This is a genomic window from Streptomyces sp. NPDC058683, assembly GCF_042716195.1.
Classification (GTDB): Bacteria; Actinomycetota; Actinomycetes; order Streptomycetales; family Streptomycetaceae; genus Streptomyces.
The window spans coordinates 106,605-121,114 of record NZ_JBHXSK010000013.1 but is presented as its reverse complement, the minus strand read 5'-3'; the positions used below and the strand labels follow the sequence as shown (position 1 = coordinate 121,114).

The following is a 14,510-nucleotide window of genomic DNA, read 5'->3' as shown; positions in this document are numbered from 1 at the left end:
TCGGCATGCGCTCTTTCTGCTCGGGAATCCCCTCGGAGGCATCATGGACACTCTTCTCGACGGCACCGACGCTCCCCGTCTCACGGTCATCGGCACCGGCTACCTGGGCGCCACGCACGCCGTGTGCATGGCGGCACTCGGCTACGAAGTGCTCGGCGTCGACGTGGACCCCGCCAAGATCGAGCTGCTGAGAGCCGGGGAGGTGCCGTTCTTCGAGCCAGGGCTGCCCGAACTCCTGGTCAAGGCCCAGGAATCCGGCCGGCTGCACTTCACCACCAGCCTCGCGGAGGCCGCGGAGTTCGGCGACATCCACTTCGTCTGCGTGGGCACCCCGCAGCAGCCCGGCTCCTACGCGGCGGACCTGCGCTACGTGGAGGGCGCGGTCACCGAGCTGGCCCGGCATCTGAACCGGCGGGCCCTGGTGGTCGGCAAGTCCACGGTGCCGGTGGGCACCGCGGCCCGGCTGGCGGAACTGGTCCGCGAGACCGCGCCGGCCGGGGACGAGGTCGAACTCGCCTGGAACCCGGAGTTCCTGCGGGAGGGCTTCGCCGTGGAGGACACCCTGCACCCCGACCGGCTGGTGTTCGGCACCGAGTCCGCGTGGGCGGAGGAGCAGCTGCGCGCCGCGTTCGCCCCGGTCATCGCCCAGGGCACCCCGGTGGTGGTCGCCGACCTGCCGACCGCCGAACTGGTCAAGGTCGCCGCCAACTCCTTCCTGGCCACGAAGATCTCGTACATCAACGCCATGGCGGAGGTCTGCGAGGCCACCGGCGCCGATGTGCACCGGCTGGCCGAGGCGCTGGCCTACGACGACCGGATCGGCGGCCGGTTCCTCAAGCCGGGGCTGGGCTTCGGCGGTGGCTGCCTGCCCAAGGACATCAGGGCGTTCATCCACCGCGCCGAGGAGCTGGACGTCGCCCAGGCGGTGGCGTTCCTGCGCGAGGTGGACGGGATCAACCAGCGCCGCCGGGCCCGCACCGTGGACCTGGTCCGTGAGCTGGTCGGCGGGGAACTCGCCGGGACGAAGGTGGTCGCGCTGGGGGCGGCCTTCAAGCCGAACTCCGACGACATCCGGGACGCCCCGGCGCTGGACGTCGCCGCCTCGCTGCACCGGGCCGGCGCCCGGGTGACCGTCTACGACCCGGTGGCGATGGACAACGCCCGTCGCGTCCACCCGGAGTTGGAGTACGGCACCGACGTGCTGCAGGCCGCCGCGGACGCCGACGTGGTGGTGCTGCTGACCGAGTGGGCGCAGTTCCGGGAGATCGACCCGGAGGTCATGGGTTCCGTGGTGAACCGGCGCCGGGTCGTGGACGGCCGGCACGCCCTGGACCCCGCGCAGTGGCGGGCGGCCGGCTGGGAGTACCGGGCGCTGGGCCGCAGCTGACCCCGGGCCGGGTCCGCCTCAGGCGAACTCGGCGAGGGCGCGCTCCACGATGGCCTCCAGCTGCTGGTGGTGCGCGCCCTTCCAGTAGGCGCGACCGCACTCCGTGCACTGGGCGAAGACGTCGTACGACTTCTGCGTCCCGCCCTTGAGCTGGTCCGCCACCTCCTCCTTGGTCGCCTTCTTCAGCAGGCCGTTGCAGGCCGTGCAGCGGGACCAGGGGCGCAGCTCGGGGGCGAAGCGGTCGAGGATGTCGTGGAGCTGCTCGTCGGGGCTGGTGCTGTAGACGTAGGCGCCGGCCCACAGTTCGCGGCGGCGCAGCAGGCCCCGGTCGCGGCTGAGGAGCACGCGCTTCTCGGCCGCCGAGCGGGCGGAGAGGGCCGGGTCGCCGATGTCCGTCGACTCGTACGCGGTGTCCACGCCGAGCAGGCGCAGCCGGCGCGCGAGGGTGCCGAGGTGGACGTCGAGGAGGAAGCGGAGCGGGGCGCCGGGCACCTCCTGCGGGCGCCGGACCGCGCGCACCGCCACCGACTCGCCGTCGGCCGGGATGTGGGCGGCCGGCACCTCACGGCCGTCCACGACCAGTGCGCCGACCTCGGTGAGCGGGACGCCCAGGGACTCGATCACATGGCCGAGCGTCGAGACCGCGTCGACGGCCAGCGGGTGCGTTCCGGTGCGGCGGGCGTGCGGGACGAACAGGGCCAGCTCGGCGGCGACTTCGACACGGATCTCGGCAGTGTTCACCTGGTCAGGATGGCACGGGAGGCGGCCGGGACCTCAGGGTTTTTCCGGCGGCAGACCGTGTTCGATGACATTCAGGGCGCGGTCGACGAGGTCCGTGAACTCGGGCTCGTGGTCCTGCTCCGCCCAGTACATCGAGGTCTCCATCAGCCCGCCGACGATGGACATCGCGTAGACCCGCACCTCCAGGCTGTGCGGGTCGCGCCCGGTGCGCTCGCCGATGGCCTGGCACAGCAGCCGGCCGGTCTCCGACATGCTCTCCATCATCCGGGAGCGCACCGCCGGCACCTCGACCATCAGCCGGGTGCGCAGCCGGGAGACCGAGCGGGCGTCCTTCATGCCCAGGGCGACCGCCCGGTGCATCACGTAGCGGAGGGACTCCGGCCACGGCTCGCCGGCGGGCCGGGCGCGGAGCTCCTCCAGGATCAGCGGGTCGTACTCGTCCGTGAGGACGATGTCCTCCTTGGTCGGGAAGTACCGGAAGACGGTGGACGGCGACACCTCGGCCCGCTCGGCGATCTGCTCGATCGTCGTGGCCTCGTACCCCTGCTCCTCGACCAGCGCGTACATCGCCTCGCGGATCGCCTCGCGGGTCTTGATCTTCTTCCGTTCACGCAGGCCGAGCCGGGGGTTGTCGGCCGGGGAGAAGGAGGTGTGCGGTGCCGTCATGCTGGTCATTGTCCGGCATCGGCGGTGGCGGGGGCCACGGCCGATGCCTCGTTCTCTTCCTCTTCGGCGGGGTGGGCGGTCGGTGTGTTGGGCAGGAACGCGGCGGCCAGCAGCGCGGTGGCCAGCGCGGCGATGCCGCACACCAGCAGGACCAGGCCCATGCCGTGCACGTACGCGGCGTTCGCGGAGGCGGCCAGCGGGGCCGAGCCCGCCTTCTGGGCGACCAGGTGGGCGGCGACCACCGACTCGCCGGCGGTGTGGCCGAGCGGGGCGGGCAGGCCGGTCACGTCCAGGCGGTCACGGAAGGTGCTCGCGAGCAGGCTGCCGAGCAGGGCGATACCGATCGCACCGCCGACCTGGCGGGTGGTCATCAGCAGCCCGGAGCCGCTGCCGGCCCGGTCGGTCGGCAGGGCGGCGAGGGCGCCGTCCATGGCGGGGACCACCGAGAAGCCGAAGCCGAGGCCCGCGATGGACAGCCACAGCGCGGTGTAGCCGTAGCCGGAGTCCACGGTCGTACGGCTGCCGAGGATCGCGGCGAAGGCGAGGACGACCAGGCCGGTGGCGATCACGGCGCGTGATCCGAAGCGGGCGACCATCGCCTCGGCGCCCCGCGCGGCCACCAGCAGGCCGCCCATCATGGGCAGCAGCCTCAGCCCGGTGCCGAAGGCGTCGTTGCCGAGGACCGCCTGGAGGTAGGGCGGCAGCACGAACAGCAGGCCGGACAGCACGAACATCACGAGCGTCGCGGCGAGGGTGTTGAGCAGGAAGCCGCGGTGGGTGAGGAGGGTCATGTCGAGCATGGGGCGCTCGACCCGGCGTTCGCGCAGCACCAGGCCCGTGATGAGGACGACGGAGCCCGCCAGCAGGGCCAGGACCAGCGGGTCGCCCCAGCCGCGGTCGGGGGCTTCGATGATCGCGTAGATCAGGGCGCCGAGGCCGGTCACGGTGAGCGTGGTGGACAGGACGTCGACCCTGGGGGAGGCGGGGTCGCTGGTCTCGGGGAGCAGGAAGACGCAGGCGGCGATCCCGATGGCGGCCATCGGGACGTTGATCAGGAAGACCGAGCCCCACCAGAAGTGGTTGAGCAGGAAGCCGCCGATGATCGGGCCGAGCGGCAGGCCGAGCGCCGAGGCGGCCGAGACGATGCCGACGGCCCGGGTGCGCTCCTTCGGCCCGAACAGCGAGGGCAGCACGGACATGGCGAGCGGCATCACCAGGGCCGCGCCGACGCCCATCACCGTGCGGGCGGCGATCACCCAGTTCACGTCGTCGGCGAGGGAGCCGACCAGGGACCCGGCCAGGAAGATCACCAGGCCGGTGACGAGCATCCGGCGGCGGCCGAAGCGGTCGCCGAGGAGTCCGGCGGGGAGCATCAGCGAGGCGAAGACGACGACGTACGCGTCCGCCATCCACTGCTGCTGGCTGGTGGTGGCGCCGAGCTCCCCGGCCATGGTCGGGAGCGCCACGTTGAGGATCGTCGTGTCGAAGCCGAGCACCAGCATGCTCGCGACCAGGGCGCCCAGGGCCCACCAGCGGCGGGGGTTCTGATGAGTCTCTTCAAGCTGAGTGACAGTAGCCATGAAATGAGAGTAGCTCTCAAAATCTAGTGCCTGTCAATGGGGAGCTGATGTCAGGGCATGAAAAAAGTGGCCACGGCTCGGGAGCCGTGGCCACTCAAAGAGGGGCGGTGGGACTACGCGTGCTGGTAGGCCACCAGGGAGATCCCCACGTAGTGGACGACGAACGCGGCCAGCGTGAGGGAGTGGAAGACCTCGTGGAAACCGAAGTAGCGCGGTGACGGGTTCGGGCGCTTGATGCCGTAGATCACACCGCCCGCGCTGTAGAGGAGGCCGCCGACGATCACCAGGACCAGCACGGCGATACCGCCGGTACGCATGAAGTCGGGCAGGTAGAAGACCGCCGCCCAGCCCATCGCTATGTAGCAGGGCGTGTACAGCCAGCGAGGGGCGCCGACCCAGAAGACCCGGAAGGTGATGCCGGCGGCCGCCGCGGCCCAGACGCCCCACAGCAGCCACTGCCCCTTCGCGGCGGGCAGGAGCAGCAGGGTCAGCGGGGTGTAGGTGCCCGCGATGATCAGGAAGATGTTGGCGTGATCGAGTCTGCGCAGGATGCCGTCCATGCGCGGGCTCCAGTTGCCCCGGTGGTACAGCGCGCTCACGCCGAACAGCAGACACGCCGTCAGGACGTAGATCCCGCAGGCGACGCGTCCGCGCGGTGAGTCGGCGAGGGCGGTGAGGACGAGCCCCGAGATGAGTACGGCCGGAAACATGCCCAGATGCAGCCAGCCACGCAACTTGGGCTTGACCTGGTGCGACAGGGAGGAGAGCGCGCTGGAGCCGCGGCCGGCGGCCGGTGAATCCGAGGGCGCGTCGGGGACGGGCGCAGTCATGCACCGCATCGTACCTACGGAACCGTAAGTTACGGATCAGTCTCGCCCGATGACCGTCGAGGAGTGGCCATCGTCTCACGGGCCACCCGTCGGGCTCACATCGCCGGGCAAAAAGACCTTGAGGCGAACTCAATGTGGACGCAAAGAAACGCAGGTGAGCCTGGCAACCGTGGCCTTCCTCACGTCGCTCATCTGTGACTCCCTCTGGACAGATGGTTGATCGAGTCGGAGGATCAAATGAGTGCGGTCGGCACCGGATGAGCGCCAGACAGTCGTGCACTGTGCAGCATCCGGGTCGCAGCCCCCACGGGGCGACAAGGTCCTCAGCGGACCAAAAAGATCAAAAAAATCCCTCATTTAGGAGCAATCGTGGCGCGCGACATCGCGGCTCCCACCGTCATTCCCACCAAACATCAGGAACTGATCTCGTGGGTCAACGAGATCGCCGAACTGACGCAGCCGGACAGTGTGGTCTGGTGTGACGGATCCGAGGCCGAGTACGAGCGACTGTGCGAAGAGCTCGTGGCGAAGGGCACCTTCAAGAAGCTCGACCCGATCAAGCGCCCCCACTCCTACTACGCGGCCTCCGACCCGACCGATGTCGCCCGGGTCGAGGACCGCACCTTCATCTGCTCCGAGCAGGAGAAGGACGCGGGCCCCACCAACCACTGGAAGGACCCCGCCGAGATGCGGGCTATTTTCGCGGGCGACCAGGGGCTGTTCCGCGGCGCGATGAAGGGCCGGACGATGTACGTCGTCCCCTTCTGCATGGGCCCCCTCGGCTCCCCGCTCTCCGCGCTCGGCGTCGAGATCACGGACTCCGCGTACGTCGCCGCCTCCATGCGCACGATGACGCGCATGGGTCAGGCCGTCCTCGACGAACTCGGTGACGAGGGCTTCTTCGTGAAGGCCGTGCACACCCTCGGCGCCCCGCTGGAGCCCGGCCAGGCGGACGTCCCCTGGCCCTGCAACCGGACCAAGTACATCTCGCACTTCCCCGAGTCCCGCGAGATCTGGTCCTACGGCTCCGGCTACGGCGGCAACGCCCTGCTCGGCAAGAAGTGCTACGCCCTGCGCATAGCCTCCGTGATGGCGCGGGACGAAGGCTGGCTCGCCGAGCACATGCTGATCCTCAAGCTGACCCCGCCGCAGGGCGAGTCCAAGTACGTCGCCGCCGCCTTCCCGAGCGCCTGCGGCAAGACCAACCTCGCCATGCTGGAGCCCACCGTCTCCGGCTGGACCGTCGAGACCATCGGTGACGACATCGCGTGGATGCGGTTCGGCGAGGACGGCCGCCTGTACGCGATCAACCCCGAGGCCGGCTTCTTCGGCGTCGCGCCCGGCACCGGTGAGCACACCAACGCGAACGCGATGAAGACCCTCTGGGGCAACTCGGTCTTCACGAACGTCGCGCTCACCGACGACAACGACATCTGGTGGGAGGGCATGACGGAGGAGACTCCGGCCCACCTGACGGACTGGAAGGGCAACTCCTGGACCCCGGAGTCCGAGACGCCCGCCGCGCACCCCAACGCCCGCTTCACCGTCCCCGCCGCGCAGTGCCCGATCATCGCGCCGGAGTGGGAGGACCCGCGGGGCGTGCCGATCTCGGCGATCCTCTTCGGCGGGCGCCGCGCCACCGCGGTCCCGCTGGTGACCGAGTCCTTCGACTGGAACCACGGCGTGTTCCTGGGCGCCAACGTGGCCTCCGAGAAGACCGCCGCGGCCGAGGGCAGGGTCGGCGAGCTGCGCCGCGACCCGTTCGCGATGCTGCCGTTCTGCGGCTACAACATGGGCGACTACATGGCGCACTGGATCGACGTGGCCAAGGACAAGGACCAGGCCAAGCTGCCGAAGATCTACTACGTCAACTGGTTCCGCAAGAACGACGCGGGCAAGTTCGTGTGGCCCGGCTTCGGCGAGAACTCCCGGGTCCTGAAGTGGATCGTGGAGCGGCTGGACGGCAAGGCGGCGGGCGTGGAGACGCCGATCGGTGTGCTGCCGACGCGCGAGGCCCTCGACACCAAGGGACTCGACCTGGCCGACGGCGACCTCGACTTCCTGCTCACCGTGGACAAGGAGATCTGGCGCGAGGAGGCCGCGCTGGTCCCCGACCACCTCAACACCTTCGGCGACCACACGCCGAAGGAGCTGTGGGACGAGTACCGGGCGCTGGTGCAGCGACTGGGCTGAGCCCCGAGCGAAGACTCCGCGGCCGGTACGGGGTGTGCCCTGACCAGCGATCGTCACGACCGGCCGCGGATCGAACCGGCGAGGCCGCGCACAACGGCGTGTGCGGCCCCTGGGCCTGTCGTCACCGACCCGTCCGCCCCGACGGAACGGGTGACGGCAGGCCTTCGCCCGTCGACGGGCCGGGGCCCCGGTGGTGGCTGCTCACCCGACGGGGTGATTTCCTGCGGCCGGTGAGGGCAAGGCGGCTCGTGGCGAGCGGACCGGGAGACCGGTGCCGGGACGCTGTCGCCCATGTTCACACCTCATGTTCGGTCGTTCACACCCCGTGTTCGATCGCTCACCGTCCGGGCCGCCACCGTGACAGCCACCCTCCTGGCGCTGGTACTGGCCCTGCCCGGCACCGCGTTCGCCGCCCCCGGCGACCTGGACACCTCCCTGGGCGGCACCGGCGCGGTCCTCACCGACTTCGGCGGGGAAGACCACGCCAACGACGTGGCCGTGCAGCCGGACGGCAAGATCGTCTCCGTCGGTGCCTTCGTCGACGAATCGGCGCTGGAGAGCGACTTCGCGCTGACCCGGCAGAACCCCGACGGCACCCCGGACACCGGCTTCGGCGGCGACGGCCGGGTCACGACCCCCATCAACAACCTCCCTTCGAACGACGGCTTCCAGTGGAGCGAGGCCCACGCCGTGGCGCTCCAGCCCGACGGCAAGATCGTCGTGGCGGGCGGCAGCTGGCGGGGGTACGAGAACTGCTGCTGGTTCACGGTGGCCCGCTACAACCCGGACGGCACGCTGGACACGGGCTTCGGCGGCGGTGACGGCCGGGTGTTCACCGACTTCGGCAGCCCCGAAGAGGCCCAGGACGTGGCCGTGCAGCCCGACGGCAAGATCGTCGCCGCGGGCTATGTGGGCGGCCGCGCCGCGGTGGCCCGCTACAACCCCGACGGCAGCCCGGACACGAGCTTCAGCGACGACGGCATGGTGAGCGCCGATCCCGAACCGTCCCCCGAACAGGGCGGCGACGCGCGCGCCCTGGCCCTGCAGCCCGACGGCAAGATCGTGGTCGCGGGCGAGGTCGGCACGACCCGCTTCGACTTCTCGCTCATCCGCTTCAACGCCGACGGCAGCCTCGACTCCGGGTTCGGCAGCGGCGGCGTCCAGCGCACCGACTTCGGTGACTACGACATCGCGGAGGCGCTCGCGGTCCAGTCCGACGGCAGGATCGTCGCGGCCGGCAGCAGCGGCGGCCGGTTCGCGCTTGCCCGCTACAACACCAACGGCACCCTGGACACGGGATTCGACGGCAACGGGCTGGTCGTCACCCCCGGCGGGGGCGCCCAGGACATGAAGCTGCAGAGCGACGGGCGGATCGTCGCCGCCGGCGGCGGGCCCAGCGGTGCCTTCGAGATCCGGCGCTACAACACCGACGGCGGCCTGGACAGCGGCTTCGGCACCGGCGGCGCGGTGAGCACGGACTTCGGCGGCAGCGACGCGGCCCGCGCGGTGGCCGTCCAGTCCGACGGCAGGATCGTCGCCGCCGGCCTGGGCGGCCCCGACCGGGACTTCGCGCTCGCCCGCTACCTGGGCGGAGGCGGCAGCACACCCCCGCCGCCCAGCGCCGATCTCTCGGTCACCAAGACCGGCCCCTCCTCCGTCACCCTCGGCGACCGCGCCACGTACACCGTCCGCGTGACCAACGCGGCCGCCTCGACGGCCTCCGCCACCGGCGTCACACTGAGCGACACGCTCTCCGGCGCCGGCGCGACCCTGGTCTCGGCCACGTCCACCCAGGGCAGCTGCACCGCCTCCGCCACCGGCGCCACCTGTTCCCTGAACACGCTGGCCCCGGGCGCGAGCGCCACCGTCACCGTCGTCGCCGAACCCCGCACCACCGGCACGCTCCGGAACTCGGCCGCCGTCACGGCCAACCAGTCCGACCCGGCGACGGGCAACAACACCGCCACGGCGACCGGTGCCGTCAACAACTCCCGGGGCTGCACGATCATCGGCACCAGCGGGGCCGACACCCTCAACGGCACGTCCGGCAACAACGTGATCTGCGGCCTGGGCGGCAACGACACCCTCCGCGGCAACGGCGGCGCCGACACCGTCTACGGCGACTACGGCGACGACAACACCGACGGCGGGGACGGCAACGACACCCTGTACGGCGGGCCGGGCAACGACACGGTGAACGGGGCCTCCGGCAACGACCGGGTGGTCACCACCGACGGCGTCTCGGGCAACGACACGGCCAACGGCGGCCTCGGCTTCGACACCTGCACCACCGACCCGGGGGACCGGCGCATCAGCTGCCCCTGAGTCTCCGGGAGAGCGTCCGCTCCACCGGACCGGGCCGGCCTTCCGCACCGGGGAGGCCGGCCCTTCCCGTGGCCTAGTTGTTCCGGTCCTCCAGGTACCGGGTGTGGGTCTCCTGGCGCCTGGCCTCCGCGTCCCGGAGGCCGGCCGCCAGCTGCTCGGCCTCCTCCTTGAGGAGGACCAGCTGGCGCTCCAGGTGCTGTTCCGGCGGCTCCTGCCCGGGCGTCAGACGCGTCCACCACCGGGTGCGGACGAAGCTGTCGACCGCCTCCGGGATGTCCTGCCGTACCGTCCGCGACAGCACATGGACGCCCTCCGGGTCCTGGGCCAGCAGCTCGGCCGCCCAGCCCGGGTCCAGCAACGCCGTCAGCAGGCCGGTCAGTTCGCCGAGCCGCGCCTCGGCCGAAGCGGGCAGGCCGACCTCCGCCAGATAGGTCTCCAGTTTCCCGAAGTCGGCCCGCACCCCCTCCAGCTGGGCCGACGGCGTCGGGAAGTCCGGCAGCGGCGGCCGCTCCGGCGGTGCGATCAGCGCGCCCGCGCCGTACAGGCCCGCCACCACCACCGGCCAGTACGGGCCCGCCACCCCGGTGAAGGTGAGGACCAGGCCGAGCAGGCCGCCCGCCGAGCCCGTGAGGTTCTTGCGGGACTCCAGGTAGCCGAGCAGCCTATTGGTAGCCACGGATCTCCTCGAAGGCGCCGTCCAGGGAGCCCTGCTGGGCGTCGAAGAGACGGCCGCCGGTCAGGTCGGCGATGTGCTGCAGTTCGGTGCGGGAGGAGTCCCCGAACAGGATCGGGAAGACGGGGATGTTCCGCTGGGTGGTGGACAGACCCCGGTAGAAGTCGTCGAACTCGCCGGCCTTGGCGCCGGTGGTGTTCTCGCCATCCGTCATCAGCACGATCGAGGTGAAGGTGTCCCGGTCGGTGCGCAGCTGGTCGTACGCCTTCTCCAGCGAGGTGTAGATGGCGGTGTTGCCGTCGGCCCGGAGGGCGTCGGTGTCCTCGCGGATCGCGTTCAGGCCGGTGTCCGGGTCGGCCGGGTCGACGACGTGCGTGCTGACGTCCTTCACGTCCGAGCCGAACGGCATCAGGGTGACCTCCTCGCGGTCGCGGAAGTCGCCCGTGAGGTCGGTGAGGGCCTTCTTCAGGCGGGCGAGACGGTCGCCCTCCATCGAGCCCGAGGTGTCCAGGACGTAGACCGTGCGGGACGGCCGGCGCAGTTCGTTCTCGTACGCGGAGATCAGCCCGTCGGCCACCGACTTGCTGCCCGGGAAGGGGAGTTCGCGGCGGCGGGAGGTGTCCAGACCGGCGGCCGGCGGCACCGAGGCGACCACCGGGCGGCGGTGGGTGGTGTCCGTGATGAGCTTCTGTACGGCCGTCGTCCGCAGGTCCTCGGCCACCCTGCGGACGTCCTCGCGGGTGTCGGCGGAGGAGGCGGAGAGCGAGGAGAGCGGGTAGTCCGCGGTGACCACGCCGTCGCTGGGGCGGATCACGGTGAGGCCCTGGATGCCCTTGAGGACCGACTCGTAGTTGAGCAGGGCGTCGACGTCGCCGCGCCGCCGGTAGGCGGAGGCCAGCCAGCCGGAGGAGCCCGAGGTCAGGGTCTGGCCCTTGAAGAACTTCTTCAGCCGCGGGGTCGCCTTGGTCACGTCGGCGTCCGTGAGCGCCGACTGGGCGCCGGAGAGCGCGGAGGCCACCGAGACCAGCGTGGAGAAACCGGAGTTGGAGCGGGCCGGGTCGGTCATGCCGTAGCTCAGCCGGCCGGCCTCCACGGCCTGCTCGACCTGGGACCAGGTGACGTCGGCCGGCTTCCAGCCGAGGGACTTGACGGTGGCCGTCCGGACGCCGATCGCGACCGGGCTGGACATGATCGAGGTCTCCGACACCACCTTCTTCGCCGCCTCCGGGCGCAGCCGCAGATAGTCGTCGGAGGACAGCCACAGGGCGTCGTACCTCCCGTCCGCCTTGCCCTGGGCGACCAGGTCGACGGCGTCCAGGGTGCCCATGTAGGTGGGGCGGATCGTCACGCCGGTGTCCTTGCGGACGCGGTCGAAGACGGCCGTCATGTCGCTGAGTTCGGAGGAGGCGAGGACCCGCAGGGTGCCGGGCTTCGGGGCCGTGGCGTCGTCGTCCTGGTGGCTCTCGGAGGTGCACCCGGTCAGCAGGGCGGCGGTGGCGAGCAGGGTCAGCAGCGGGCGTCTGTTCATGCCGGGCCGCCCTCCAGCGCGCCCTTCGAGCGGCTGCGCTCCAGGTAGGCGCCGGCCGACTGGAGTTCGTCCGTGAGGGACTGCACGGTGTTCGCCATCACCTCGGTCGCCTGCACCTTGTAGGTGTCGATGGCGTCGAGGGTGCGGTAGATCTGCTGGAAGGCGGCGCGCAGCGTCTCGGCGCCGACGGCCGGGTCGGCGGCGATCCGCTGGATCTCCCCGCTCTGGGTCGCCAGCATCTCGGCATTGCCCCGGATGAGGTCCTCGGTCGTCCCGCGCAACGCGTTGACCTGCTCGATGACCTTCTTCTGGTTGTCCAGTGCGGAGGCCAGCATCACCGAGATGCGCAGCGCCGAGACGGTGGTGGTGGCGGCGCGTTCGACGCCTTTGATCAGCTCGTCGTTGTTGCGTCGTACGACGTCCATCGCCAGGTAGCCCTGCGCGGACACCGCGAGCTGGGTGAGCAGGTCCTGGTGCTTCTGCCGGACCGGGAAGAGCACGTCGGCGCGGAGCGCGTCGGCCTCCTGGGGGTCCGGGTACCGGCCGATGTGCTGTTCGACGGCGGTGTCCAGGGCCTGGGTGAGGACGACGTACTCCTGGAGCTTGCCCATCGTCTCCCAGAGCCGGACCCGCTCGGTCTGCAATGCGGCGTTGTCCCGGCGGAGTTCGTCCTGGCCGCCGCGCAGCGACCCCACGATCTTGTTCAGAGTCCCCTGCGCCGAGGCGTACTTGGCGACATGGTCGCGGAGCCTGTTGCCGCCGGGCAGCCGGGAGAGGAACTTGCGGCCCTTGCCCGTGGGCAGGTCACGCGGGTCCAGGTCCTCGACGACCCGGCGCAGTTCGACGAGCGAGCCGGCGACCTTGCCCTGGGCGTCGCCGCCCTTGTCGGGCAGGCTGCGCACGGCACGCTCCAGCATGCGGTTGGACTGCGAGGCGGCGCTGCGCATCTCGCCGGCGCCGAGCCCGGTGATCTCGCCGACCTTGCCCGCGAACTCCGGTGACCGCGCGTCCAGGGCGGCGAGGTCCCGGACGTACACGGCGGCCTTGTGCGCCATGTCGGTGCGGACACTGTCGTCGACGGGCACGAGGCCGCCGGCCTTCTCCCGCGGCACCGGCGCGACCGCCTCGGGCGGGGTCAGCGTGAAGACGTCCTCACCGTTGAGCGTGGGCGGGTGCTCGCCGCCGCTCGGCCTCATCTTGTCGAAGTTGCTCACAGGATCCCCCCGTCAGCCGCGCGCCCGGCGGGCCATCTCGTGCAGCACCGCGGAGGTGGGCACGGGCGCCTGCCGGACGCCGGTCAGTGTCTGGTTGAGGTACGCGGCCCGGTCGGCGGTGGCCGTGACGAACTCGGCGGAGTCGCCCTGGGGCCGGAAGCCGTGCTTCACGGCGAGCTTGCGCAGGGTCGGATCGGTGCTGAGGAGATCGCCGAGCTCCCGGCCGGCGTCGTCCATCGGCACGATCGTGTGGTCGCTGTTGACCGTGGTGTCCGGGTAGAGGACCACCAGGTCGTCGGCGCCGTGCTGTTCGGCGAGCAGCGAGACGACCTGCGATTCGTAGAGGCACACCAGCGGGTTGCCGGCACCGCTGATGAAGTCCCGGAAGACCGAGTCGCTGCTGGGCTGCTGGGCGCCCTGGACGCTGACCAGCTTGCGCAGCAGGGGTGCGGTCTTCGCGACGGCGGCGTCGCTCGCCACGACCTGGCCGCCGTTGGCGACGTAGGAGGCGGCGGCGAGGTAGAGGGCGCCGGAGTTGGAGGTCTCCGGGTCGGTGCTGGTGATGTACAGCGTCCCGGTCAACTCGCCGTGCGCCTTGGCCCCCTTGAGCTGCTGCCAGGTCCGGTCGTGCCGGGCGGCGTCCAGGTAGGCGGCCATCTTCAGGGTGCCCTTGCCCTTGCCGTCGAGCACGGCGAGGCCGTTCGCCGCCAGCACCTCGGCGGCGCTGCGGTGGGCCACCACCACGAGGGGCGAGTAGAAGGGCCTCGGGAGGGGCTGGCGGGCGTGGTACTTCGCGGCCAGCTGGTCGGCGGGTGCCGAGCTGGACGGGAACGCGAAGTCATAGCCCTTCAGGTCCAGGCCGTCCATGGCCCAGGACCCCGACGCCTCCGTCTTCACGGTGTAGCCCTTGGCGGCGAGGGCCTTCACCACATCGGGATCGGCGAAGAAGTCCGACTTCTCCGAACCGATCACACCACGCACGGTCTTCGTTGCCGTGCCCTTGTCATCCCCGTGTCGGCCTGCGACGACGGCAGCCACCACGCCACCGATCAGCAGCACCGCCAGGATGATTCCCGCGATACGTCTCACGCCGGGGAGCGTGCTCTCGGAACCCCACATTCCAGGGCGCTCAGGGTGAACGGGGCGTGAAGTGGACGTCCCGGATTACAACGGGGGGACGACAGCCGATCACAGGTACGGCGAAGCCGGGCACCGCCGGGCTGCGCCGTGGAGGCTGATCGCCGTTGCGGCGGAGAGGAGGGAGGCCGGCGTCGACAGGGGAATCCGCTGCGACGGCGCTCTGTCCGTGCGGCGGGATTCGGCGGTGCCGAGCGGCCGCTGGAGGGGCGCCGCCGGGTCGCGCCGTTGCGGTG

At 71.1% G+C, this 14,510-nt stretch carries 11 protein-coding genes; 3 read left to right on the top strand and 8 right to left on the bottom strand.

Translation table 11 applies throughout. The annotated features are described in order from the left end of the window. Positions 1-43: 43 nt before the first annotated feature. Positions 44-1,387, top strand: coding sequence for a UDP-glucose dehydrogenase family protein (locus tag ACFWXC_RS16380; RefSeq protein ID WP_384479146.1), 1,344 nt, complete (start codon positions 44-46; stop codon positions 1,385-1,387). 18 nt (positions 1,388-1,405) lie between these two features. Here ACFWXC_RS16380 and ACFWXC_RS16375 read toward each other — a convergent pair whose 3' ends face one another. The 4 genes from ACFWXC_RS16375 to ACFWXC_RS16360 all read right to left on the bottom strand — a co-directional run bounded on the left by ACFWXC_RS16375 (position 1,406) and on the right by ACFWXC_RS16360 (position 5,204). Then, positions 1,406-2,128, bottom strand: a complete 723-nt coding sequence (locus ACFWXC_RS16375) for a Mut7-C RNAse domain-containing protein (RefSeq protein ID WP_384479144.1) — start codon at positions 2,126-2,128, stop codon at positions 1,406-1,408. A 33-nt stretch (positions 2,129-2,161) separates the two neighbouring features. After that, the gene (locus ACFWXC_RS16370; protein WP_384479142.1) at positions 2,162-2,803 is read right to left on the bottom strand and encodes a TetR/AcrR family transcriptional regulator; all 642 of its coding nucleotides are present in this window, start codon (positions 2,801-2,803) and stop codon (positions 2,162-2,164) included. Beyond that, positions 2,800-4,374: a DHA2 family efflux MFS transporter permease subunit gene (locus ACFWXC_RS16365; protein WP_384479140.1), complete on the bottom strand. Its 1,575-nt coding sequence runs from the start codon at positions 4,372-4,374 to the stop codon at positions 2,800-2,802. Before ACFWXC_RS16365 ends, ACFWXC_RS16370 begins: the two co-directional genes overlap by 4 nt. A 113-nt stretch (positions 4,375-4,487) precedes the next feature. Beyond that, a complete protein-coding gene (locus ACFWXC_RS16360) occupies positions 4,488-5,204 on the bottom strand; it encodes a hemolysin III family protein (protein WP_384479138.1) in 717 nt (238 codons plus the stop codon). 369 nt (positions 5,205-5,573) lie between these two features. Here ACFWXC_RS16360 and ACFWXC_RS16355 point away from each other — a divergent pair, with 369 nt between their 5' ends. Continuing rightward, a complete protein-coding gene (locus tag ACFWXC_RS16355) occupies positions 5,574-7,397 on the top strand; it encodes a phosphoenolpyruvate carboxykinase (GTP) (protein WP_384479136.1) in 1,824 nt (607 codons plus the stop codon). Positions 7,398-7,754: 357 nt separating this feature from the next. Continuing rightward, positions 7,755-9,722, top strand: a complete 1,968-nt coding sequence (locus ACFWXC_RS16350; protein ID WP_384479134.1) for a calcium-binding protein — start codon at positions 7,755-7,757, stop codon at positions 9,720-9,722. A 73-nt stretch (positions 9,723-9,795) separates the two neighbouring features. Here the strand turns inward: ACFWXC_RS16350 and ACFWXC_RS16345 are convergent, their stop codons facing one another. The 4 genes from ACFWXC_RS16345 to ACFWXC_RS16330 are packed head-to-tail and all read right to left on the bottom strand — an operon-like array spanning position 9,796 to position 14,226. Then, a complete protein-coding gene (locus ACFWXC_RS16345; RefSeq protein WP_384479132.1) occupies positions 9,796-10,398 on the bottom strand; it encodes a hypothetical protein in 603 nt (200 codons plus the stop codon). Then, on the bottom strand, positions 10,385-11,923 hold the full coding sequence (locus ACFWXC_RS16340) for a substrate-binding domain-containing protein (protein WP_384479131.1): 1,539 nt from the start codon (positions 11,921-11,923) through the stop codon (positions 10,385-10,387). The genes ACFWXC_RS16345 and ACFWXC_RS16340 overlap by 14 nt, the downstream gene beginning before the upstream one ends. Next, the gene (locus tag ACFWXC_RS16335) at positions 11,920-13,119 is read right to left on the bottom strand and encodes a toxic anion resistance protein (RefSeq protein ID WP_384479324.1); all 1,200 of its coding nucleotides are present in this window, start codon (positions 13,117-13,119) and stop codon (positions 11,920-11,922) included. Before ACFWXC_RS16335 ends, ACFWXC_RS16340 begins: the two co-directional genes overlap by 4 nt. A gap of 30 nt (positions 13,120-13,149) precedes the next feature. Beyond that, positions 13,150-14,226, bottom strand: a complete 1,077-nt coding sequence (locus ACFWXC_RS16330; RefSeq protein WP_384479129.1) for a hypothetical protein — start codon at positions 14,224-14,226, stop codon at positions 13,150-13,152. Between the last annotated feature and the right edge of the window lie 284 nt (positions 14,227-14,510).